A 23,816-nucleotide genomic window follows, 5' to 3' on the forward strand; every position below is an offset into this window, starting at 1 on the left:
TCAGAACGCGCCCTTGAAGTAGGACTGGAGCGGGGCCACGCCCAGATCGTCTTCCTTGAGGACTGCAATGGCATAGGTCGCCGCACGGGCGCCTGCGATCGTGGTGTAGTGCGGGATTCCCATGGTCAGGGCGCTGCGACGGATTTCGTAGCTGTCCTGTGCGGCCTGACCGCCCTGTGAGGTGTTGATGACCATCTGCACGTCACCCGAGCGGATGGAATCCACGCAGTTCGGGCGACCCTGCATCACCTTGTTCACGCGCTTTACGGGAATGTCCGCGTCTTCCAGACGGGACGCCGTGCCGCTGGTGGCGAGGATGGTGAAGCCCATGGCGACCAGTTTGCGGGCCAGTGGCTGGACATGCGCCTTGTCGCTGTCACGGACGGACAGGAATACCGTGCCTGCAAGCGGCAGTGTGACGCCAGCGGCAAGCTGCGACTTGGCGAAGGCGCGCTCGAAGCTGGAATCCAGCCCCATGACCTCACCCGTGGACCGCATTTCCGGGCCGAGGATCGTGTCGGCATTGGCGAAGCGGTGGAACGGGAACACCGCTTCCTTGACCGCCACATGCGGAGACACCGCACCGCCATCGAGCTTGAACTCGGTGAGCTTCGCACCCGCCATGACGCGCGCGCCGATCTTCGCAACCGGAACGCCCGTTGCCTTGGCAACGAACGGTACGGTTCGCGAGGCGCGGGGGTTTACTTCGAGAACGAAGACTTCCTGATCCTTGATGGCGTACTGGACGTTCATCAGGCCGCGGATGCCCAGTTCGCGGGCCATGGCTTCGGTCTGCGAGCGCAGTTCCGTTACCAGTGCCGGGGAGAGCGTGTAGGGCGGCAGGGAGCAGGCGGAGTCACCGGAATGGATACCGGCTTCCTCGATGTGTTCCATGACGCCTGCGACATAGACGTTCTCGCCGTCGCAGATGCAGTCCACGTCTGCTTCGATGGCATCGTTGAGGTAATGGTCGAGCAGGACCGGGCCGGTCGAGACTTCCGGACCTGCGGCGCGCAGGACTTCGTTGAGGTAGCGCTTGAGGCCCGGTTTGTCATAGACGATTTCCATCGCGCGACCGCCAAGGACGTAGGACGGGCGGGCGACGACCGGATAGCCGACCTCTTCCGCGATGGCCTCAGCTTCCGCCGGGCTACGGGCGATGCCGTTGCGGGGCTGGCGCAGGCCGAGCTTGCGCAGCATGGTCTGGAAGCGTTCGCGGTCTTCGGCGCGGTCGATCGCGTCTGCGGGTGTGCCGAGCAGCGGGATGCCAGCGTCTTCAAGCGCGCGAGACAGCTTGAGCGGAGTCTGGCCGCCATACTGCACGATGCAGCCCAGAACCTTGCCGCCCTTTGCTTCGGTGCGGATCAGGGCGATCACGTCCTCGGCGGTCAGGGGCTCGAAATACAGGCGGTCCGAGGTGTCGTAGTCGGTTGAGACCGTTTCAGGGTTACAGTTGACCATGACCGTCTCGAAACCGGCTTCGCGCAGAGCGTAGGCGGCGTGGACGCAGCAATAGTCGAACTCGATGCCCTGACCGATACGGTTGGGGCCACCACCGAGGATGATGATCTTGTCGCGGTTCGTCGGGCGGCTTTCGCATTCCGGCGTACCGAACCCGCCTTCATAGGTGGAGTACAGATAGGGCGTGTCGGACGCGAATTCGGCGGCGCAGGTGTCGATGCGGCGATAGACCGGCGTGACAGCCAGTTTTTCACGCAGTTTTGCGACATCCGTGACGCTCTGGCCGGAGAGGCGGGCGAGCTGGACGTCGGAGAAGCCCTGGGCCTTGAGGCGGCGCAGATTGTAGGCGTCCGTGGGCAGGCCGTTCTTTTCGATCTCGCGCTCGGAGGCCACGATGCCTTCGAGCTGGCGCAGGAACCACGGCTCGAACTTGCAGGCTGCGTTGACCTGTTCGACCGACAGTCCGGCGCGCAGGGCCTGTGCGGCCATCAGGATGCGCTCGGGACGCGGCTCGGCCAGAGCGGCGAGATAGGCGTTGTGCGAACCGTCGCCGGGAGCTTCGACCGGATCGAGGCCGGTAAGGCCCGTTTCCATCGAGCGCAGGCCCTTCTGGATGGCTTCGGCGAAGGACCGGCCCACCGACATGGCTTCACCGACCGACTTCATGGATGTCGAGAGGAGTGCCGGGGAGCCGGGGAACTTCTCGAAGGTGAAGCGGGGGATCTTGGCGACGACATAGTCGATCGTCGGCTCGAAGGAGGCCGGGGTCGTTTTGGTGATGTCGTTCTTGAGTTCGTCCAGCGTGTAGCCGACGGCCAGCTTGGCGGCGATCTTGGCGATCGGGAAGCCGGTGGCCTTTGAGGCAAGCGCGGAGGAACGCGACACGCGCGGGTTCATCTCGATGACGACCAGACGGCCATCGGCGGGATTGACGCCGAACTGCACGTTGGAACCGCCGGTCTCGACGCCGATCTTGCGCAGGCACGCGATCGAGGCATCCCGCATCCGCTGGTATTCCTTGTCGGTCAGCGTCAGGGCGGGGGCGACGGTGATGGAGTCACCGGTATGGACGCCCATCGGGTCGATGTTTTCGATGGAGCAGATGATGATGCAGTTATCCGCGGTGTCGCGGACCACTTCCATCTCGTATTCTTTCCAGCCGAGAACGGATTCTTCGATCAGGACTTCGGTCGTGGGGGAAGCATCGAGGCCGCCTGCAACGATCTGGTCGAATTCCTCGCGGTTATAGGCGATGCCGCCGCCAGCGCCGCCCATAGTGAAGGACGGGCGGATGATGGCGGGCAGGCCGACATCGGCCAGGGCCGCGCGAGCTTCTTCGAGCGTATGGGCGATGGTGCTGCGGGGGCTTTCGATCCCGATCTCGTCCATGGCTTCACGGAACTTCTGGCGATCTTCTGCGCGGTCAATGACTTCCGCGTCCGCGCCGATCAGCTCCACATTGTGCTTTTTGAGGAAGCCGGACTTGTCGAGCGCCATGGCAGCGTTCAGGGCTGTCTGGCCGCCCATCGTCGGCAGGACGGCGTCGGGCTTTTCCTTGAGGATGATGCGCTCGACGAATTCGGGGGTGATCGGCTCGATATAGGTCGCATCCGCCAGACCGGGGTCGGTCATGATGGTGGCAGGGTTCGAGTTGATCAGGATGACCCGATAGCCTTCCTCACGCAGGGCCTTGCAGGCCTGTGCGCCGGAATAGTCGAATTCGCAGGCCTGTCCGATGACGATCGGGCCAGCGCCGATGATCAGGATGGACGAAATGTCTGTCCGTTTGGGCATGGCTCAGGCTCCTGCTTTAGCGCGACGGTCCATGACCGCGACGAAACGCTCGAAAAGATAGAAACTGTCGGACGGGCCGGGGCTCGCCTCGGGGTGGTACTGGACGGAGAAAGCATCCTTTGTGGTGGAGGCGATGCCTTCGTTGGAGCCATCGAACAGGCTCACATGCGTCACCTTCACGTCGGCCGGAAGGGACTTTTCGTCCACCGCAAAACCGTGATTCTGGCTTGTGATTTCCACGCGTCCGCTCTCGACGTCCTTGACCGGCTGGTTCGCGCCGCGATGGCCGCGCTCCAGCTTGTAGGTCTTGCCGCCCAGCGCCTGTGCGAGAAGCTGGTGGCCGAGGCAGATGCCGAAGACGGGGACGTTCGCGTCCAGCACCGTGCGGATGGCGGGGACGGCATAGGTGCCGGTCGCGGCCGGATCTCCGGGGCCGTTGGAGAGGAATACGCCTTCGGGCTTGAGTTCCAGAATCTCTTCGGCGGTGGCCGTGGCGGGCAGGACGGTGACGTCACATCCGGCGGTCACGAGGCAGCGCAGGATGTTATCCTTGGCGCCGTAATCCATGGCGACCACGCGGCGGCGGTTTTCGGTCCGCGCCGGGCGGGTGGTTTCCCACACGCCCTGTGTCCAGACGCGCTTGGGCTGCGTCACCTCTTTGGCGAGGTCCATGCCTTCGAGGCCGGGCCACTGGCGGGCGCGGTTCAGCAGGCTGTCCGTGTCGATGCGGCCATTTTCGGGGAAGGCGAGGATGGCGGTCTGCGGGCCGTTGTCGCGCAGGGTACGGGTGATGGCGCGGGTGTCGACGCCGCTGATACCCGCACGGTTGTGCTGCTTCAGCCATGCCGCGAGGGGTTCATGCGAACGCCAGCTTGCGGGGGCGGTGATGTCTTCCTTCACGACGGCACCGAGGGCGGCCATTTTCGGGGCCTCGTTGTCATCGGCGTTCGTGCCGACATTGCCGATATGCGGGAAGGTGAAGGTCACGATCTGTCCGGCGAAGGACGGGTCTGTCAGGGTTTCCTGATAGCCGGTCATACCGGTGGAGAAGCACAGTTCACCGACGGCGCCTTCCGTATGGGCGCCGAAGCCGCGGCCCCACAGGACTGTCCCGTCTGCAAGGACAAGGGCGGCGTTGGCGCCGGGAGGGCAGGGATTGGACACGTCCGTCTCTCTTTCTTGTTCTTGTGGGGTTTGAGGTGCGGTGAGATCCGCTGTCAGATCCTGAAGGGCGATTCCCGGCACGCGCAGCAGGGCTGGCCAGTGTTTGGTGGGGACCATGCGGGACTGGCGCCATTTGCGCACGGCCTCCAGCCCTACGCCGGCGAGAGCGGCGATTTCGTCCGCGCCTCCGGCTTTTTCAATGATTCTGTCGATGTCCATGGTCGCCCCGTTGCTGGCTGCCGGATGTACTCTGGAGGCCCTGAATAAGGGATCGGCAACGGAATGGGAAGTTTTTTCCCACTGCGTGTTGTGCATGCCGGGAGGAGGTGGGAAGTTTTTTCCGAATGGCTCGTTTCGTGCGTTGGAAGGCTGTCGGATTGTTGCAAACCGGCTTTTGTGCGATTTTGCCGCGATTCAAGGAATGAGGGATGGCTCCATGCGGGCTGTCCGATGAAGGAGAACGGCGATGTCGCTTCGCAAGCAGATCATGGATGACCTCAAGACGGCGATGAAGGCCGGTCAGTCCGAGACGGTGGCGCAGATCCGCGGGATTACGGCCAAGATCAAGGATCTGGATGTCGCTGCCCGTGCCAAGAGCGCCGAGGTGACGGATACGGACATCATTTCCGCCCTGCGCTCCATGATCAAGTCCCGCACGGAATCTGCCACGATGTATCGCGAGGGTGGCCGTCCGGAACTGGCGGAAAAGGAAGAGGGCGAGATCGCCACGATCAAGTCCTACCTGCCGCCAGAACTTGATGAGTCCGCGCTGAAGGCCGGGATTGCCGAAGCGGTGCAGAAGACCGAAGCGACGGGCATGAAGGACATGGGCAAGGTCATGGCGGCTCTGAAAGAGCGCTTCGGCGCAGATCTGGACCCGGCGAAGGCCAGTGCGTTGGTGAAGGCGCATCTTTCGGCCTGATCGACCGTTCAGAAGCCCATGATGCAGAAAGCCGCTCCTTCGGGGGCGGCTTTTTTGTTGGGACGGACGTTTGACAGCGGCGCGTGGAGGTCATCACTCTGATGTCCGGATTTTACGAATGAGGCCAGAATGTCCGCAGGTGGTTCAACGAAGGTCGTTTTCATTGCCCTGGGGGTCAATTTCGGGATTGCCTGTGTGAAGGGGGCCGCTGCGCTGCTGACCGGTTCGGCGGCCATGCTGGCGGAGACGGTTCATTCGTTTGTCGACTGCGGCAACCAGATCCTGCTGCTGGTGGGGATGAAGCGGGCCGCGGCTCCGGCGACCAAAGAGCATCCTCTGGGACATCACCGGGAGCTTTATTTCTGGACGCTGGTTGTGGCAGGCGCGCTGTTTGTCGGGGGTGGTGTCGCGTCCCTGCATGAAGGTTGGGAAAAAGTTTGGCATCCGTCGGCGATGGAGTCTGTTCACATTCTGGGACACGTCCTGCCCGGCTGGTGGCTGAACGTGGCCATTCTCGGGATTTCGGGAAGCATGGAGGGCTATGGTTTTCTGGCGGCCATGAAGTCCATGCCAGCGGGTAAGGGATCTTTGTGGACCATGATCCGGCGCAGTACCGATCCGGGGCTGTTTGTCGTGCTGTTTGAGGATGGGGCGGCGCTGGTCAGTCTGATGATCGCGCTGGTCTTTACCGTGTTGTCCGTTGTGACGGGGTGGCATGTTCTGGATGGCGTTGCGTCGCTGCTGATCGGGGTGGTTCTGGTGATCGTGGCGGTGCTGCTGACGAACGAGACGCGCTCTTTGCTGGTCGGGGAGAGCAATCCGGAAATTGACGCCTATGTGCGCAAGGAGGCGATGAGGCTGCCGGGCGTGGTCGGGGTGAATGAGGTTGTGACCGAAACGCGGGGCCCGGGGAGCATTATCGTGCTGCTGTCGCTGGACTGGGAGGATACGCTGACGGCCGGTCAGGTCGAGCAGGGCGTGTCAGCGCTGGAGCGGATAACACGGGCGCGGTATCCGTCGGTCATGCGAATGTATGTCGAGGCACAGGACCACAGGGATGGTGTGCCGGTTCCGATCTGAAACGGGCTTTCTTCAATGGAACCGGGCTTCCGTTGAAAGAAGCCCGGTGTGGTGTGCTTACTGGGGCTGTGCCGGAGCCGTTGCGGCAGGTGCGTTGGTTGCAGGGGCGGTGCCAGTCATCTGGCCGGGCTTTGTGGAGTGTTCCACGTCATAAGCCGTAGCCTTCTCTTCATAAGAGCCTTTGGCGCCCGGGTGTTCCTGATCGTACAGGGCCGCCTTGGCGCGGGCTTCCTTGCGGTAGCGGTGACGCACATACATGCCGGTCACGCAGCCGCCCATGGCGCCCAGAACACCGTGGTGGTTGGCAACATGGCCGCCAACGGCGCCAGCGGCGCCATATTTGAGGCATCCGCCCGGTTCGGCCTGTGCTGTCGTGAGCGACGTTGCCAGCAGGCCGGTTGCGGCTGCAAGCATCAGGGACTTTTTCATGAACGTTTCCTGTTTTTCAAAGCTGTCGGAAGACCCGGCAGCAGAGAGATAGCTTTAATCATGCCTTAACCTTGTATCCTGAACAACGGGCGGTGCGATGTGACGGATATGGATTTCGGTGGAAAGTTTCCTTTAAACAGGAGCGCTGGCGCTGTATGCGCTCGGGAAACTTTTCTCCAACGCTCATGAAAGGCTCTTTCTGCCCATGGCAATTGATCCGGCCTTTCTGGATGAATTACGGAACCGGACGCCGCTTCCGTCGCTGATCGGGCGGCGCAACAAGCTGGTGAGGTCCGGGCGTAACTGGAAAACCTGCTGCCCGTTTCACGGCGAAAAAACGCCGTCCTTCTATATTTATGACGACCATTTCCATTGTTTCGGCTGCGGTGTGCATGGAGATGCGATCTCTTATGTGATGCAGAGCGAAGGGCGCAGCTTTCCCGAAGCTGTCGAACAGCTTGCTTCTGAAGCCGGGCTTGAGGTTCCGAAAGCGGATCCGCGAACCGAGGCGCGTGCGCGGGAAGCACAATCGCTGGGCGATGTTCTGAATCTCGTGCAGGAGAGCTATCGGCGGCGTTTGTATCGTCCGGAAGGGCGCGAGGGGCTGGCATATCTGCGTGGGCGAGGCCTGACAGATCAGACGATTGAGCGGTTTGGTCTGGGGTGGTCTGGAGACGGACGGCAGTTGCTGGACGAACTGCGACCACATGGTGTGAACGTTGAGATGCTGATCCGTGCGGGTGTCATGCGGGTGGACGAGCAGGGCGCGCCGAAGGGGGAACTGTTCTTCAACCGTGTGACGTTCCCAATCCGGGATCGGCGCGGACGGATGATGTCCTTTGGCGCGCGGACGTTGGGAGACGGGCAGCCCAAATATCTCAACGGTCCAGAGACGGCGCTGTTTTCCAAGCGGCGGACACTGTTCAATCTCGATCTGGCGCGGGAAGGCGTGCATCGCGGGGCGGATCTCGTGGTGGTCGAGGGGTATATGGACGTGATTGCCCTCGATCAGGCCGGTTTTGGCGGGGCGGTCGCGCCTCTGGGCACGGCGATGGGCGAGGAGCAGCTTGAACTGCTGTGGCGCATGTCGCCGTCGCCGATCCTGTGTCTGGATGGCGATGCGGCGGGCGCGAGGGCAGCGCTGCGGGTGTGTGAGGTTTCGCTGCCGCTTCTTTCGCCGGAACGGACGATCCGCTTCTGTCGGCTGGATGCGAAGGACGATCCGGACAGTCTGATCCGCAGTCGTGGACCGCGAGCCATGAAGGAGGCGCTGGCAGGCGCGACGTCCATGGCGGAGGAACTGTTCGGGCTTCTGACGGCGGGGCTGGTCGATCCAGGGCCGGACCAGCGGGCGGCGCTGCGGGAGAAGCTGGTGACGTTATCGAAGCTGATCCCGGATCGGGCGTTGTCTTCGGAATATCGCAGCACCCTGCTGGACATGTTCTTCGAGCGTTTCAGGCGGAAGAAAACTTTCCAGCGCAAGGCCGGAGAGAGTCTGAAGCTGTCCACGCAGGCCCCCGGCGCGATGCGCGATGTGGAGTCGGGCAATGTGGAGCGGCTCAACATCATGACGACGATGCTGCTGCTGCATCCCGATATCCTTCCGGAAGTGGAACAGGCCTATGCAGGGCTTTCTCTCCCGTCGGATCTGGATCGTTTGCGCTCTGCGCTTCTGGACTGGTCCTGTCAGGAAGAGGGGCGCGATGCCCTGACGGAAGAAAGCTGCATGGCGTGGCTTGAAGAGCATGGGCTGGCGGATCTGGCGGGGGCGCTGAAAAGCGGACCGCTGCCGCGCGGTGTGGGGGACGGGAAGGTCCGGGATGAGATCCTGAAGGTGGATGTCATTGAAAGCTGGTGGCATTTTTATGCCTTGGTCAATTTCCAGACTTTCGAGCGCACTCTTGAAGAAGACGTGACCAAAGCTGTTGTGAATGGTGACATGGAGTCTTTTGTGGATGAGACTGGTCAGAGTGGGTTGCGCTTTCCCAGTGCGCTCATGACCCGGCTGCGGGTGCGTGATGCTCTCAAAAGCGGAGAAAGAGTCGGAGAGTGAGCGCACTGATGTGATGTCGGGATCACTTGCGAAGAAACGAATACGAAACGATTTTTATTCCCGAAAGGTTGCATTCTTTGGGGCTGCAATCTTGACTTCGGGCGAAGGATCGACCACCTGCACGCTGCCGGATTGCTAACTCGCGGCGGAGTTGACGGAGAGACGAATGGCGACGAAAACAGCCTCTGGAACGGATCGGAACGCGCAGGAACAGGAGGGGGATGCCACTCTCCTTGATACGCAGTCCGCTGCCGTCAAGCGGCTGATCGCCAAAGGGCGTGAACGCGGACATATCACTTTTGATGAACTGAATGCGGTCCTGCCGCAGGACCAGATGTCTTCCGAGCAGATCGAAGACGTCATGGCGGCCCTGTCGGAAATGGGCATTCAGGTTCTTGAAAACGAGGATCAGGACGAAGGCGAAGGGGCTGCCGAGAAGGAAAGCGAAGCCGAGACCGAGGAGGCTGAAGGCCCCCAGGGCGGCAACGTTGATGCCGAGGCCGCCAGCCGCACGGATGATCCGGTCCGGATGTATCTGCGTGAGATGGGTTCGGTCGAACTGTTGTCTCGCGAAGGCGAAATCGCGATCGCCAAGCGGATCGAGGCGGGCCGCGATGAGATGATTGGCGGCCTGTGCGAGAGTCCGTTGACGATTCGCGCCATCATTTCCTGGCATGAACGCCTCAAGGACGGCGAGATGCTTCTGCGCGACATCGTCGATCTGGAGGCCAGTCAGGGCGGTGGTCCCGATCCGGACGCCGTTGAGGGCGAAGAAGGCGATGAGGCGTCCGAAGAGGACGACAAGGCCGAGGACGAGAACGAAGAGGGCGACGGCGAGCAGCAGGAAGGCAGTGGCCTGTCCCTGTCCGCGCTGGAAGAGAAGCTGAAGCCGGAAATTCTGGCCCGTTTCGAAGCCATCGAGCCGCTGTATCACAAGCTGCGCAAGATCCAGATCAAACGTATTGAGGCCTTGACGGGCGGCGAGGATCACTCGGACAAGTCCGAGCAGACCTACGAGAAGCTGCGTCATGAACTGGTCAGTCTGGTTGAGCAGGTGCATCTGCACAACAACCGGATCGAGGAACTGGTCGCGCAGATCAAGATGCAGGTCCAGAAGCTGAACGGCGTTGAAGGCCGGATGATGCGTCTGGCTGAGAGCTGCAAGATTTCGCGTGATGACTTTCTCATCAAATATCGCAGCCGCGAACTGGACCCGACCTGGCTGGACAGCATTTCCGCGCTGCCCGGCAAGGGCTGGAAAAATCTGACGACCAAGCACATGGACCAGCTGCGCAACCTGCGTGGCGAGATTGCGGCCCTGTCGCATGAAACGGGTCTGCCGGTTGGTGAATTCCGTCGCGTTTATGCGACCGTTTCCCGAGGCGAGCGTGATTCCACGCGTGCCAAGAAGGAAATGATCGAGGCGAACCTGCGTCTGGTGATCTCGATCGCCAAGAAATACACGAACCGTGGCTTGCAGTTCCTGGATCTGATTCAGGAAGGCAATATCGGTCTGATGAAGGCTGTGGACAAGTTCGAGTACCGTCGCGGCTACAAGTTCTCGACCTATGCGACCTGGTGGATCCGTCAGGCAATCACGCGTTCCATCGCGGATCAGGCCAAGACGATCCGTATTCCGGTTCATATGATCGAGACGATCAACAAGTTGGTCCGCACATCGCGCCAGATGCTGCATGAGATCGGGCGTGAGCCTGCTCCGGAAGAGCTGGCTGAGAAGCTCGGTATGCCGCTTGAGAAGGTCCGCAAGGTCCTGAAGATCGCCAAGGAACCGATTTCGCTCGAGACGCCGATTGGCGACGAGGAAGACAGCCATCTCGGTGATTTCATCGAGGACAAGACGGCCGTTATTCCGCTGGATGCCGCGATTCAGACGAATCTGCGTGAAGCCACGACCCGCGTTCTGGCGTCTCTGACGCCGCGTGAAGAGCGCGTGTTGCGGATGCGCTTTGGCATTGGCATGAACACGGACCACACCCTTGAGGAAGTGGGCCAGCAGTTCAACGTCACGCGTGAGCGTATCCGTCAGATCGAGGCAAAGGCGCTGCGCAAGCTCAAGCATCCGAGCCGTTCGCGCAAGCTGCGCTCCTTCCTCGACGACAACTGAGCCGTCTGAGAACGCGCGACAATGTTGCCGGACTGGCTCAGGCCGAAAGGGGCATCCACCCGTCTTGCGGTGGATGTCACTTTTCTGGAGACGTGTTCTTCCCGACCCTCTCCGGTTCTGCCTGAAGGGTTTTCCCTGTCGCGCATGACGGGGGACGAAGCTCTTCCGCTTTATCGTTTCCTATATTCGACAGTCGGGCAGGAATACTGCTGGTGGATGCGCCGGTCGATGCCGGATGCGGAGCTGGAAGAAATCCTCCACGATCCTGCTGTCCATTTCATGGTTCTGCGTGACAATAGTGGCGAACCGGCTGGTTTCTATGAGCTGGATCTGCGGCAGGGTGGGGATGCCAATCTGGCCTATTTCGGCCTTCTGCCGCAGGCAATGGGACGTGGATTGGGTCGGGCACTTCTGGACCATGCCATTGCGCGGGCGTTCGGGGCAGGGAGTTGGCGGCTGAGGGTCAATACCTGCACGCTGGACCATCCCAATGCGCTTCCGAATTATCGTCGGGCGGGATTTGCAGTCCGGCATGTTGTGTCTGAAACATGGGACGTTCCGGACGAATATGTGCCGGAAAGACTGAGGCGACTCTGAGTTAAGACTTGCTTTTGGGGGCTGTGCGTGATTAATGCCGCCTTTCCCTGCCGGGCGATGTGGCATCGCGCCGGCTATACCCGCGCCCTGAAACATGGGCCCTGTTTCCGGCATGGGTCGGAGCCAGTTGCGGGTTGACCCAATCCGAAGGGAGTCTTCATGCCATTGTATGAAAGCGTGCTCATTGCACGTAATGATGTGTCGCAGGCTCAGGTGGAAACCCTGGTCGAGACCATCGAAACCCTGCTCACGGACAACGGTGGTTCCATCCAGAAGCGCGAGTTCTGGGGCCTGCGTTCCCTCGCATACCGCATCAAGAAGAACCGCAAGGGCCATTACGTCCTGCTGGGCCTTGACTGCACCCCCGACACGCTGCGCGAAGTTGAGCGTCAGCTCGGCCTGAACGAAGACGTGCTGCGCGTCCTCACGCTGCGCGTCGACGAGATCGACGAGAACCCCTCTCCGGTTCTGGCTCGCAAGAGCGACGACCGTGGCGATCGCGGTAACTTCCGTGGCGGCTCCAAGCCGGCTGGTCGTTTCGAGAGCGGCCGTGGCGGTCCCCGTCGCAGCAGCGAAGACCGTGAAGAATATCGTGCACGCGGTGAGCATGACGATGCTCGCGAGACGGCTGGAGCGGAGTAAGAATCATGTCTGACACCATCACTCCCGATTCAAACGAAGTGAACCCCGCTGCCCGTCGCACGGCAGTTGGCGCACGTCGTCCGTTCTACCGTCGTCGCAAGTCCTGCCCGTTCTCCGGTGCCAATGCTCCGAAGATCGACTACAAGGACGTGCGTCTGCTGAGCCGCTTCCTTTCCGAGCGCGGCAAGATCGTGCCGAGCCGCATCACGGCCGTTTCGGCCAAGAAGCAGCGTGAGCTGGCACAGGCGATCAAGCGCGCCCGCTTCCTCGCCCTGCTCCCCTACGTTGTGAACTGAGGAGAGCATCATGTCCCAGACCGCACTGATCCTGCTGCAGCGGGTCGAGCATCTCGGCCAGATGGGCGACCTGGTGCACGTGAAGCCGGGCTATGCCCGTAACTTCCTGCTGCCCCAGGCCAAGGCCATGCGCGCCACGGTTGCCAACAAGAAGCGTTTCGAAACCGAGCGCGCCCAGCTTGAGGCCCAGAACCTCAAGAAGCGCGAAGAGGCCGAGCGCCTTGCCGAGCGCATGCATGAGCTGTCCGTTGTTGTCATCCGTCAGGCTGGCGATAGTGGCAGCCTGTATGGTTCCGTCAGCACCCGCGACATCGCGGTTGCTGCTACGGATGCCGGCCTGACGATTTCGCGTCAGCAGGTTGTTCTGGCACACCCGATCAAGCAGCTTGGTCTGACGGAAGCACGCGTTGTGCTGCATCCGGAAGTTTCCATTCCGCTGACGGTCAACGTTGCCCGTTCCGCTGAAGAAGCCGAGCGTCAGGCTCGTGGCGAAGAGATCGGCGTGCAGGAAGAGGATGAAAACATCCTTGGTGACCTGCAGGCTGAGAACGCCGCCGAAGAGGCTGCTGCTGAAGCTGCCGAGGCATCGGAAGAAGCGTAAGGCTTTTACCGCTGATCTTGGTTTTAAAGAACCCGGCCGGGAATATTCCCGAGCCGGGTTTTTTTATGTCCATTTGACTGGCAGGATACAACTACAGGCCCGCTGAGGCTTTTTCCCGGTATTGGAATCAGGAGATCGGAATGAAGCGAATTCTGGATTTTGTCTTGCGGAAATTCATTCAGACGGGACGCCTGCGGGTCACATTCAGCAATGGTGTTGTCCGGACCTATCGCGGATCAAAGCCGGGACTTGAGGCGGGTCTGCATCTTCGGACCAAGCAGGCCGAGCGGGCCCTCATCGTCAATTCCGGTCTCGCCTTTGGTGAAGAATACATGGCGGGCAGCATCGTGCCCGACGGATGTACGCTTGAAACGCTGTTGACGGTGCTGATGGAGAACATCAACAACCATGGTCATGTCTTCGAAGAAATCGAGGATCGTCTGCGTTATGTCACCCGGGCCTGGAAGACACTGAATTCTCTCAAGACGTCCCGAAGCAATGTGGCGCATCACTATGATCTGAACGGCGCGTTGTACGATCTGTTTCTTGATAAGGACCGGCAGTATTCCTGCGCGTATTTCGAGCGCGAGGACATGACGCTGGAGGAGGCGCAGAGTGCCAAGAAGCGCCATATCGCGGCTAAGCTCAATCTGGATCGTCCGGGGTTGGAGGTGCTGGATATCGGCTGTGGCTGGGGTGGCATGGCGCTGACGCTGGCGAAGGATTACGGCGCACGGGTTCTGGGGATCACGCTGTCACGAGAACAGCTTGCTGTGGCGCGGCAGCGGGCGAAGGATGAGGGGCTTGACGGGCAGGTCCGGTTTGAACTGATTGATTATCGCAATCTGCACCAGCAGTTTGACCGGATTGTTTCGGTGGGCATGTTCGAGCATGTGGGGCCGCCGCAGTTCGAGGCCTTTTTCCAGAAAGTGAAGGCCTGTCTGAAGCCGGATGGCGTGGCGCTGATCCATTCGATTGGACGGATGGACGGGCCGGGAACGACCAATCCCTGGATTCAGAAATATATTTTTCCGGGCGGGTACTCGCCTGCTCTGAGCGAGACACTGGCAGCGATTGAGCGATCGGAGCTGTGGATGACGGATTGTGAGGTGCTGCGTCTACATTATGCGCGCACGCTGGCGGAATGGCGCAAGCGCTTCGATGCCAACCGTGAGAAGATCCGGGCGCTGTATGACGAGCGCTTTGTCCGGATGTTCGAGTTCTATCTGGTCGGGGCTGAGCTGTCGTTCCGGGTGCAGGGGCACATGAACTTTCAGCTTCAGCTGACCCGGTCGATTGATGCGGTGCCGTTCACGCGCGATTACATGTTCGAGCGTGAACGGGAAAGCGCAGGCTAGTAAGGAGTTTTAGCGGCTGGCGAGATTGAGTTCCGCCAGCCGTGCGAATTCAGCGACCGAGAGGGTTTCGGCGCGGCGGGTCGGCTCGATTTCGGCTTTTTCCAGAAGGCGCTCGCCCCCGATGGATTTCAGCGAGGAGCGCAGCATCTTGCGGCGTTGTCCGAAGGCGGCTGCCGTAACCTGCTCCATGGCGCGGAACAACTGTGGGGTGGGCTGCTCGGCGTGTGGGATGATGACGGCCACTGCGGAATGGACCTTGGGTGGCGGTGAGAAGGCTCCGGGCGGGATGCGCAGGGCGACCGAGCATGTGGCGCACCACTGGGCCAGAACTGCGAGGCGCCCGTAAGCTGAACTGCCCGGTTCTGCGCAGATCCGCTCAGCGACTTCGAGCTGGAACATCAGGGAGAGCCGTTCCCACTGCCACGCCTGCCGCAGCCATCCCACGAGGAGCGGGGTGGCGACGTTATAGGGCAGGTTGGCGATGATCTGGCGCGGTGCGGGGGCGAGGGTGGCGGCATCCAGCTTCAGGGCGTCCTCGCGGACGACGTGCAGGCGGTCCGGATAGTAGGTCGCCAGTTCGTCAAGCAGGGGCCAGGCACGTTCGTCGATTTCCACGACATCGACGCGGGCGGCGGGCGTGTCCAGCAAAGCACGGGTCAGGCCGCCGGGACCGGGACCGATTTCAACGACACTGCGCCCGGTCAGGTCGCCGCCGAGGGCTGCGATCCGGGCGCAGATGCCCGGATCGAGAAGGAAGTGCTGGCCGAGGGATTTCTTGGCATCCAGACCATGGATCTGGATGGTGTCGCGCAGTGAGGGAAGGGACACGTCAGTTGGTGGCCTTGGCGGCGGGGCGCATCTCGATGATGGCACGGCGCTGAAGATCACGCTGAAGCTGGCGCGACGCCTGCTCGACATGCTCGTTCATGAGCTGGTCGGCGATTTCGCTCGGGCTCTGTTGTGCCAGATTTTTCTGCTGACGGTTGCAGACCATGAGCAGGGCGATACCGTCCATCGAGACCAGCGGGCGGCTGACCTTGTTCGGCGGCAGCGATTCGAGGACGGATTTCATCTGCGGCATCAGGCGTTCCAGAATCTGAGAGCCGGGATTGCCGGGGCGCTTTTCACCCAGAGATTTGTTGAGCGCTTCCATGGCATCGCAGCTATGGATCGTCTGAACGGCGGTCGTGGCTTTTTGCAGAGCTGCACGTTGCTGTTCGGTCGGGTTCTGCGGGTTCAGGGGGGCGTCGAACGGGAAAAACGCCTGTCTCAGGTCAAGCTGGGTGCCCATTTGTTTGCCGACCACGCGCTTGGCCTGAACGGTGGCGATCACGAAGCCGCCCGCGACCTGAATGGGGTTGGAAATGGCGCCGATCGGCATCTGGCGGACGATGTTGACGACCTGCGGATCGAGGTTGTCTTCCTGCACCCAGCCCATGGAGCCACCGTCGAGAGCGGACTGGGCCTGAGAGAACTGCGCGGCCACAATCGGGAACGGCGCGCCCTCGCGGAGCTGGGAGATGATGGTTTTGGTGAAGGCGAGCTCGGCTTCGTCATGGCGCGGGTCGGCGACGGGGACGAAGATTTCGCTCATGAAATACTGAGGGCGCCCCTGTTCCGCCTGAAGCGCCTGTTCGCGCTGGCTGATCTGGGTTGCTGTGATCCGGCCTTCTTCGCCAAGCTTTTCACGGAGCACCTGCATCCAGCCGATCTGGACGCGGATCTGGTCGATCAGTGTCGTGAGCGAGACGCCGTCCGAAGCCAGACGGTTGCGCAGGGCGTTTTTGGGCATCCCGTTGCGCTGTTCGATGTTGGCGATGGCACCTGCGATCTGATCCGGCTCCACGTTGATGTGGCGCTTGAGGATTTCCTGCGTTTTCAGGCGTTCGTCGATCAGCTGATGGATGATCTGGCCACGCATGCGCCCCATGATTTCCGGGCTGATGGGCAGGCCGGTCGAAAGCACGAACAGCTTTGCGCGGTTGTCCACGTCACGCTGCGTGAGAACCTGTCCGTTGATGACGGCCAGAATCTGGTCCTCAGGAGGCTTGACCGGGGCTGCGGCCTCTTTGGTGGCAGCAGGTTTCGTGGCCGCCTTGTGGTGCGGGGCGGCCATGGCCGGGAGAGTGGCCGAGAAAGCCAGAAGGACAGCCAGGGCCGTGGATGCGGTGCAATGGGTCTTGGACATGCTCAACCGTTGATTCCGAAGGTGCCGATCGTCTTAAACGTGAAGTTGAAGAGGATGGTCTCGTTACGCTGTTCGCCGCCGATACGGGTGTATTGTTTGATATACATGATATCCAGCCCGAAACAGTCATTGGAATAGCCGATTGTGCCGCCATTGGCGACGAACTGTTTCCGGGACAGGCTGCGACGGAAGAAACCTGACGCATGGTAATTGCGCCAGTGGGTGGAGAAACCGCCTGTCACTTCGCTGGTTTTGACCAGATAGGGGGCGTTGGGGCCGTTTTGGCGGAAATCTGTTGCGTAATAATAATATGGCGTGACGGGAGCATAGACGTAGCCGCCTGTTAGACGGAACATTGGAACACCAGTGCTGATCAGGCCTTCGCCGTAATCGAACTGGTGGGTCCAGGGATTATAGCGACCGCGGGCTGTCACATCGACATACTGGTTCGGGCTGACACGCAGGCGGGCCACCGGGTCAGACAGGTGATGGTCGAGGCCGGAATAGGGCAGGCGGTTATGGTCGATATGCTGCTGGAAGCTTTCGCCGACGAGCATGTCGATCGCATGGCCGTTCCATGACCAGTTCTGATGGATGCCCACATTGGCGCGCAGGCCACCATCAAGGCGGTCGGTCCCGAGATAGCGGTTAAGGGAAAACAGCGTTGTGTCCGTGAATTCATAGGACAAACTGTCTTCGTTGGGCAGGTGGCGGTTCTGCGAATTGCCGGTGTTGGGCGCGGCGATGATCTGGGCGATGGGTTCCAGGATCTGCGAGCCATGGCCTTTGGCGAAGCTGCGCAGGAACGGCCAGTTCATCCGCAGGGCGATGGTCGGCTGGACCTGTCCCACGAGATGGTTGCCGCCTGCGTTCATGTAATAGGTCGGCTGCTGGTAGGCCTGCGTGGCGTGATAGACCATCGAATCGATCCGCGCTGTCAGCAGGAACTGCTGGCCGAGTTTGTTGTGGAACGGACGATCCCACTGGATGGCGGCCTGACCACGCTGATCGTTGATGCCGTTCTTTCGGTACAGGTTGAAATCGGTCGTCTGCACACTGAGGCGACCGCCGAACATGTCCGGCTGTCCCTGAAACGCATAGGTCAGTCGCGGGAGAGCCCAGGGCAGATCGGAGTTGCGGATGACGCCCTGGTTCAGGCCCTGATAGGCCTGTCCGTCAAACCGCAGGTAGGAGCCGACGCCATATCCTTCGAGGAACAGGTTGGAGTTCAGCATTTCCTGACCGTAGCCGGGAACGCGGTAGTCGCGCATGTAATTGGCGGAACTGGCGACGTTGATGTTGGCGCCGAGCTGCCAGTTGCGGTTGAGGGCGAAATTGCCCCGACCGAACACATAACCCTGAATGCCGTATTCGTTAGAGGAACCGACATTGTTGCCGAAGGTGTTTGTGTAGCGGTTCTCGTCATGGGTGTCGTAGGCGACACCACCGGTGACGTCGATGGAACCGAAGTTGAGGCGGTTGCGGTACTGCGCGGTCAGTTCCGGGCCGGTCTTGGTGGAGACGAGGCCACGGACCGTCAGATCCTGCTGTTCGTCGATCGCCCAGAAATAGGGGAGGGTGAAATAGGTGCCGAGATAGCGGTCATGCGGGCTGATGCCCGGCATCAGGAAGCCGCTTTGACGTTTCACGGACGGATCGGTCATGGAGAAGAACGGGAAATAGAAGACTGGCAGACCGAGCATTTTAAGCCAGGCATGATCGAATTCGAGCCGCTTGTGCTGCACGTCCTGCGTCGCGTCGAAAGCCTGAAACTGCCAGAACGGCGGTAGGTCTGGATTCTTCTCGCAGATCTTGCAGGCCGTATAGACGGCATGCGTCAGGTCGTTGAGCATCCCGTTCGTACGGCGCATGCCGTTGCCGGCCAGCTTGGCGTTGTCTTCCATGCGGATATAGATGCCGCTGCCGATGCCATCGTGCATGCCGTGGCTGAACTCGACATAATCGGCATAGGTCGTGCTGCCGTCGGGTTCCACGACCGCGACATGGCCCTTTGCCGACAGGATGCCGGTGCTGCGGTCATAGGTCACGCGGTCCGCGCGCAGGGCATGGTCGCCCTGCCAGACGCGGACATTGCCGTCCCATGTGATCAGGCCGTTCTTCGCATAGCTTTCGCTATCGGCGAGATAGGTCAGGGGATCGGTCTGGGACGTGGGCTTTCCGATGACGATGACATGGGAGTTGTCGCGCTGCATCGTGTTGGCAGACATTTTCTGCGGCGCTACGAGCGCGGTTCCAGCCATCAGTGTGGCACCGACGAACGAAGCGCGTCTGCGGGCGCGTGCTGGGAGCCACAGGGGCACCGTCATCAACCATCCTCCATGTGCAGTAAAAGCGCCACGGCGAGGCAGAGCCCCGCACCCGTCGGCGCCCATGCCGCAAGAACCGGTGGCAAAGCACCGGATTCACCAAACTGTTCGGCCACTTTCGAGATGGTGAACAGCGCAAAGCCTGCGGCAATTCCCGATCCCAGCATCCGGGCCACGCCGCCGCGCCGTGTCGGACGCATCGAGAAGCCTGCGGATACCAATGCCATGGTCCCGGCCAGAATGGGAAGGGCCAGCAGCGACTGGAAATGAAGTCTGTGTCGGATCGAGGGGAATCCCGAGCGTTCCAGAAGGTTGATGAACCCCGGAAGTGCGAAGACCGACAGTGTGTCGGGGGAGGCGAAACTTTCCTGCACACGGCCGACTGTCAGGTCGGATGGCAGGGTCATATCGCCGATCTTTTGGGGCAGGTGATCGGGATGCAACACGGAGGTGTCGTGCAGGAGCCACTGATGATCGCCTAGAGCGCCATTGGGGGATTCGACACGTAGGATCAGGCGATCCCGGTCGTCGAGGCGGAAGATGGAAACACCGGAAACGTTCAATGCGCCGTTGACGAGATGGACATCCTGCGCGTGCAGGATGGCAACGCCGTGGGGGACCAGTCCGTCATCGGACTGTCTGAGCCACAGGGCGCCTCCGTTGAGGGTCAGGGGGCCTCCGCCGGTGCGGAGATAGGTCTGATCCAGCATTTCGGCGCTGCGGAACATGCTCGACGACAGGGCGGAAATACCGGTTGTGGTCAGCAGGCCGGTCAGAATCGCGCAGGCCAGCGGGCTGGCGAGGAACTGCCAGGCGGAAATACCTGCGGCGCGGGCGACGATGAGTTCGGACGAGCGTGTCAGGCGCGAAAAGCAGACGATCCCGCCCAGAAGGATGCCGAAGGGCAGGACATAGATGATGTAGTACGGCACATGCAGCGCTGCGATCTTGACGACGAGGCTGGCCGGAACATTGGGCCGCGTGGCTGCGCGTCGTAGCAGGTCGATGAAATCGAACAGTGAGACCAGACCGGTCAGAGCCAGCACCATGGACAGGGTGCTGAGCATGAACTGACGGGCAATATAGATGGCAAGCGTTGTCGAGAAACCGGCGTGGTCGTCTCGGGTACTGAAGGCCTGAAACAGTGAGGTCAGCCATGAGCCCAGTCTCGGGGAGGCGATACTTCTCATCTGGAGGCCTCCGGCGAGGGTGTCATGGGAACGGGCTGCTTCACACTTCCGGTCCATTGTTCGAGGAACAGCAGGACGGCGCAAACGACTGCGGGCAGGAGAGCTTCGAGCCAGATGAGCGGGACCAGCGCAAGATGCCGGCCGGCGAGGTTCTGGAGCATGAGCGAGAGGGCCAGCAGTCCGACGACGGTAAGGATGGCCGTCAGGGGGCGGGTGATGTTGCCATGACGGGAGAAAGCACCGCGCAGCACTGTCACCAGCCCGATCATGGCAAAGGACAGAGCGGTCAGGGGAGAGGTGAGCCGTCGCCAGCCCACGACGATGTTCTTGCCGCGATCGCGTTCGGACACTTCATGAGGGTCGGGATGGAACAGTTCGTGGAGCGACATCTCGTCCGGGTCGCGGTCTTCGTGGCTGTTCCGGCGCCCTGAGGTCAGGTCAATGGTGTTACGCCCGAAGGTCAGGACGTTCAGCCGCCCGGTATGGCGGTCGATTTCCTCGCGCGAGCCATCATAGAGAACGACGCGGGGCTGGTCGTTCACCACGACCATGGTGCCGCGCTCGGCAAGGATCGTGGTGTGAGAATCGGGGTTGCGGTCGTCTTCGACCAGAACGCCATGAAGCTGGCCGTCACTCGTCCGTCCGCGGACATAAACGGTCATGTCTCCGGAAAGGCTGGTGAAGACACCATCCTGAAGCAGGAAGGCGGCCATGCGGTTGCGGATCTGGAATTCGTAGCGGTGAAACGCATGATAGGATACGGGCGCGAGCCATAATGTCAGGGTATAGCACAGCGCCACGGAGAAAAACGCGCAGAGCAGTCCCGGTCGGGCCAGTTCCAGCGGGGAGCGTCCCGCGGCGCGCATGACCGTCAGTTCCCGGTCTCCGACCATTCGCTGATAGGTAAATAGCACGACGAGGAAGGTCGTGATGGGAAGGATGACGGCGATGAACGTCGGGAGCATCAGCGAGGTGAGTTGGATGAACACGCGCAGGGACAGGCCGTGCTGAACCACCATCGAGACGAAATGCAGCGACTGGGTCAGCCAGATCAGGGCCGTGGCACCTCCGGTCAGCGCCAGCAGGGCGATGAGGAGTTGACGGAGGATGTAGCGGTCGAGCAGAGGCAGGATCTGCCGCCCGGAAGTACCGGAGGATGAGGCCATGGTCCTTCATCTATCCCTAGCGCGTGGCGGGAGGAAGGCGAAAAAACGAAACAGTTTTTATCGCAGGTAGGCAGCTCGGTCGATGGGCGCCCTTGTGTCCGTCAGGCTGTGGTAGAATTGGGTCCCGGCGATACCGACCAGAAGACCTGCACCCGCTGCGAAGGTAATGGCAATATAGCGCCAGGGTTTCTGCATCCGGAATGTGGCCACTTCCACCTGAAGCAGGCCCATGTCCATCTGGCACCGCCCGAGCCGCAACTGGGCGGTGCGGGTATCGGTCTCGCTCTGGCTGAGGCGGTGTTCCAGATCGTGAACGCGCTCGCGCAGGCCTCTTTCCCGCGTTGCAGTGTCTCGCTGGGGCACAGTACCGATACGTGTGATGAACAGGTTTTTCAGCGCGCCGCCGGTGACGCCATCGCGGCGGGCCATCTGTCGGATCCGTTCCAGGGCCGTGGCGGCATGGCCGGGCTGTTCGTCCAGCACCAGTGCCAGAATGTCGGACAGGATCTTGATTTCCCGCGGGTCGATATCTTTGGAATCAGGCGCACGGGCCATGTTCAGGACGGTGCCATGGTATCTGCGTGGGTGTCAGTGCGGGGTTCGGCCGCGCGGCGCAGGCGATCACGGATCGCGAGGCCCAGTCCGTGACGGGGGATCGTCTGGGCTGCAATGGTTTTCAGGCCGCGCCGTGTGCCTTCAGCATCCAGAAAGCGCAGTCCGGCGAAAAGACGGGCCGCTGCTTCTTCAAGATTGCCGCTTTCGCTCAGGTTCCATGTCAGGCCCGCGCCGGGGAATGGTCGGCCGAAAGCAAGCTGGGCTTCGTCGGGCGCAATGGAGGTCACGTCCAGCCTGACGGGCAGGCTGGGGGCGTAATGTGAGGCCAGTCTGCCGGGGGAGGCGGGGGCGATTTCAGCGAAATCGTCCGGATGGCGGATCGGGCCGCAGAGATCGTTCAGCTCTTCGAGCGTGACCCCACCCGGACGCAAAAGGACCGGCACGTTCCGGGTCAGGTCCAGAACCGTGCTTTCTACGCCGATGGAGCATGGGCCGGAATCCAGAACCGCGTCGATCCGGCCATCCAGCGAGCGCAGGACGTGGAACGCATCGGAAGGACTGACGGTGCCCGAAACATTAGCGGACGGTGCAGCAACTGGTGCGCCCACTTCGCGCAGGAGCGCCAGTGCCGTCCGTCCACGGGGGACACGCAAGGCGAGCGTGGAGAGCCCGGCGGCGGCGAGATCCGAGACGGTCGAGTCAGGAGAGCGGGGGAGCACCATCGTCAGCGGGCCGGGCCAGAACCGCTCGGCCAGCGTATGGGCGATTTCTTTCATCCTGCCGCTGAGGGAGGCCTGTGCAAAGGCGCTTTCGGCATCGGGAAGATGGCTGATAAGGGGATTAAAGCGCGGGCGCCCCTTGGCGGCGAAAATTCGGGCGACAGCCGTATCGGACGAGGCGATGGCCCCAAGCCCGTAGACGGTCTCGGTACCGAAGGCGACCAGCTTTCCGGCTTTCAGAAGCTCCGCCGCGCGGCGGATGCCCTCGGGCGTGGCTGTCAGGCGTTCGGTATACGGCGTGTCGCTCAAGATGCACCTCCCGTGCAGTAAAAGGACGAATTCAGTCGGCCGGGCTTGCCGTAACGCAGGGGCTCTCCGTTCGCATCCAGAAGGGCGCCCCCTGCCGCTTCGAGAATGGCCTGTGGGGCGGCCGTATCCCATTCCATGGTGGGACCAAAGCGCGGGTAGAAATCCGCCGATCCCTCTGCGACGCGCATGAATTTGACCGACGAGGAGAGCTTGTCGATGGACGCGACTTTCCGCCCTGCCAGCCAGCGGTCCAAAAGTTCCGGGTCGCCATGATGGCTGGAGGCCAGCACGCGCAGGCCCTCGACAGACGGGGTAGCGGTCTGGATCGGGGTGTTTTGGGTGCCGTCCCAGCGATGCGCCCCCAAGCCCTGACCACCGCTATAGATCAGTCCGTAACCGGGAAGCGCTACAACGCCCAGAACCGGACGGTCATGGCGGACGAGGCCAATATTGACCGTAAAATCCCTGCCACCCGATGCAAAGCCCCGCGTGCCGTCCAGCGGATCGACCAGCCAGTAGGCGTCTCCTGCGGCGATACGGATCCCGGCCGACATTTCTTCCTCACCGATTGCAGGAATGGACGGGCAGGCCGCGCGCAGGCCCGACAGGATGTGATGTTCGGATGCGTGGTCCGCTTCCGTGACGGGGGAAGCATCGTCCTTGATATCCGTGCGAAAGCCGCGTTCGCGGATGGCGTTGATGATGTCTGAGGCTTCGGAAGCGAGCCTGAATGCCAGATCCAGCAGGGCGCGGTCATCGTTTGCGGGGACGATGAAGGGGGAAGCGGAAGTCATTCTGCCAGACTACTCCAAGATGGCTTTTGCGTCATGTGTTGATGCG

At 61.5% G+C, this 23,816-nt stretch carries 20 protein-coding genes; 9 read left to right on the forward strand and 11 right to left on the reverse strand.

All coding sequences use genetic code 11. From position 1 onward, the window contains the following. Both carB and carA read right to left on the reverse strand, forming a co-directional pair. Entirely contained in the window at positions 1-3,255 is a 3,255-nt protein-coding gene (carB, locus tag JK213_RS09050; protein WP_194262330.1) for a carbamoyl-phosphate synthase large subunit, read from the reverse strand. A 3-nt stretch (positions 3,256-3,258) separates the two neighbouring features. After that, the gene (carA, locus tag JK213_RS09055; protein WP_194262331.1) at positions 3,259-4,638 is read right to left on the reverse strand and encodes a glutamine-hydrolyzing carbamoyl-phosphate synthase small subunit; all 1,380 of its coding nucleotides are present in this window, start codon (positions 4,636-4,638) and stop codon (positions 3,259-3,261) included. Between the two features lie 247 nt (positions 4,639-4,885). Here carA and JK213_RS09060 point away from each other — a divergent pair, with 247 nt between their 5' ends. Together JK213_RS09060 and JK213_RS09065 are read left to right on the forward strand one after the other, a co-directional pair. Continuing rightward, a complete protein-coding gene (locus tag JK213_RS09060) occupies positions 4,886-5,341 on the forward strand; it encodes a GatB/YqeY domain-containing protein (protein WP_194262332.1) in 456 nt (151 codons plus the stop codon). A gap of 129 nt (positions 5,342-5,470) precedes the next feature. Further along, the gene (locus JK213_RS09065; protein WP_194262333.1) at positions 5,471-6,421 is read left to right on the forward strand and encodes a cation diffusion facilitator family transporter; all 951 of its coding nucleotides are present in this window, start codon (positions 5,471-5,473) and stop codon (positions 6,419-6,421) included. Between the two features lie 57 nt (positions 6,422-6,478). Here JK213_RS09065 and JK213_RS09070 read toward each other — a convergent pair whose 3' ends face one another. After that, positions 6,479-6,850, reverse strand: coding sequence for a hypothetical protein (locus JK213_RS09070; protein ID WP_194267962.1), 372 nt, complete (start codon positions 6,848-6,850; stop codon positions 6,479-6,481). 205 nt (positions 6,851-7,055) lie between these two features. Here JK213_RS09070 and dnaG point away from each other — a divergent pair, with 205 nt between their 5' ends. From dnaG to JK213_RS09105, 7 genes are all read left to right on the forward strand, one after another. Continuing rightward, positions 7,056-8,903, forward strand: a complete 1,848-nt coding sequence (dnaG, locus tag JK213_RS09075; RefSeq protein WP_211571364.1) for a DNA primase — start codon at positions 7,056-7,058, stop codon at positions 8,901-8,903. A gap of 166 nt (positions 8,904-9,069) precedes the next feature. Then, positions 9,070-11,028, forward strand: coding sequence for an RNA polymerase sigma factor RpoD (gene rpoD / locus JK213_RS09080; protein WP_194262336.1), 1,959 nt, complete (start codon positions 9,070-9,072; stop codon positions 11,026-11,028). Between the two features lie 21 nt (positions 11,029-11,049). Continuing rightward, a complete protein-coding gene (locus tag JK213_RS09085; RefSeq protein WP_194262337.1) occupies positions 11,050-11,625 on the forward strand; it encodes a GNAT family N-acetyltransferase in 576 nt (191 codons plus the stop codon). Positions 11,626-11,784: 159 nt separating this feature from the next. Next, positions 11,785-12,267 (forward strand): 30S ribosomal protein S6, encoded by a 483-nt coding sequence (rpsF, locus tag JK213_RS09090; RefSeq protein WP_194262338.1) that lies wholly within the window; start codon positions 11,785-11,787, stop codon positions 12,265-12,267. 5 nt (positions 12,268-12,272) lie between these two features. Beyond that, positions 12,273-12,563 (forward strand): 30S ribosomal protein S18, encoded by a 291-nt coding sequence (rpsR, locus tag JK213_RS09095; RefSeq protein ID WP_194262339.1) that lies wholly within the window; start codon positions 12,273-12,275, stop codon positions 12,561-12,563. A gap of 10 nt (positions 12,564-12,573) precedes the next feature. Then, positions 12,574-13,164, forward strand: a complete 591-nt coding sequence (gene rplI, locus JK213_RS09100; protein ID WP_099286870.1) for a 50S ribosomal protein L9 — start codon at positions 12,574-12,576, stop codon at positions 13,162-13,164. A 140-nt stretch (positions 13,165-13,304) separates the two neighbouring features. Beyond that, entirely contained in the window at positions 13,305-14,522 is a 1,218-nt protein-coding gene (locus tag JK213_RS09105; RefSeq protein ID WP_194262340.1) for a cyclopropane-fatty-acyl-phospholipid synthase family protein, read from the forward strand. Positions 14,523-14,531: 9 nt separating this feature from the next. Here the strand turns inward: JK213_RS09105 and rsmA are convergent, their stop codons facing one another. From rsmA to JK213_RS09145, 8 genes are read right to left on the reverse strand one after another with little or no spacing between them, the layout of a single operon-like run. Then, positions 14,532-15,350, reverse strand: coding sequence for a 16S rRNA (adenine(1518)-N(6)/adenine(1519)-N(6))-dimethyltransferase RsmA (gene rsmA, locus JK213_RS09110; protein WP_194262341.1), 819 nt, complete (start codon positions 15,348-15,350; stop codon positions 14,532-14,534). A 1-nt stretch (position 15,351) separates the two neighbouring features. After that, entirely contained in the window at positions 15,352-16,710 is a 1,359-nt protein-coding gene (locus JK213_RS09115; RefSeq protein WP_194262342.1) for a peptidylprolyl isomerase, read from the reverse strand. Between the two features lie 2 nt (positions 16,711-16,712). Continuing rightward, positions 16,713-19,037: an LPS-assembly protein LptD gene (locus tag JK213_RS09120; protein WP_408869892.1), complete on the reverse strand. Its 2,325-nt coding sequence runs from the start codon at positions 19,035-19,037 to the stop codon at positions 16,713-16,715. Beyond that, positions 19,037-20,227 (reverse strand): LPS export ABC transporter permease LptG, encoded by a 1,191-nt coding sequence (gene lptG, locus JK213_RS09125; RefSeq protein ID WP_194262343.1) that lies wholly within the window; start codon positions 20,225-20,227, stop codon positions 19,037-19,039. Before lptG ends, JK213_RS09120 begins: the two co-directional genes overlap by 1 nt. Next, a complete protein-coding gene (lptF, locus tag JK213_RS09130; protein WP_194254875.1) occupies positions 20,224-21,393 on the reverse strand; it encodes an LPS export ABC transporter permease LptF in 1,170 nt (389 codons plus the stop codon). The genes lptG and lptF overlap by 4 nt, the downstream gene beginning before the upstream one ends. 57 nt (positions 21,394-21,450) lie before the next feature. Continuing rightward, entirely contained in the window at positions 21,451-21,948 is a 498-nt protein-coding gene (locus JK213_RS09135) for a hypothetical protein (protein ID WP_194262345.1), read from the reverse strand. Between the two features lie 2 nt (positions 21,949-21,950). After that, positions 21,951-22,976, reverse strand: a complete 1,026-nt coding sequence (locus tag JK213_RS09140) for an L-threonylcarbamoyladenylate synthase (RefSeq protein ID WP_194262346.1) — start codon at positions 22,974-22,976, stop codon at positions 21,951-21,953. Further along, on the reverse strand, positions 22,973-23,770 hold the full coding sequence (locus JK213_RS09145; RefSeq protein ID WP_194262347.1) for a 3'(2'),5'-bisphosphate nucleotidase CysQ: 798 nt from the start codon (positions 23,768-23,770) through the stop codon (positions 22,973-22,975). Before JK213_RS09145 ends, JK213_RS09140 begins: the two co-directional genes overlap by 4 nt. Between the last annotated feature and the right edge of the window lie 46 nt (positions 23,771-23,816).

The sequence above is a fragment of the Gluconobacter sp. Dm-44 genome, assembly GCF_018256175.1.
Taxonomy (GTDB): domain Bacteria; phylum Pseudomonadota; class Alphaproteobacteria; order Acetobacterales; family Acetobacteraceae; genus Gluconobacter; species Gluconobacter cadivus.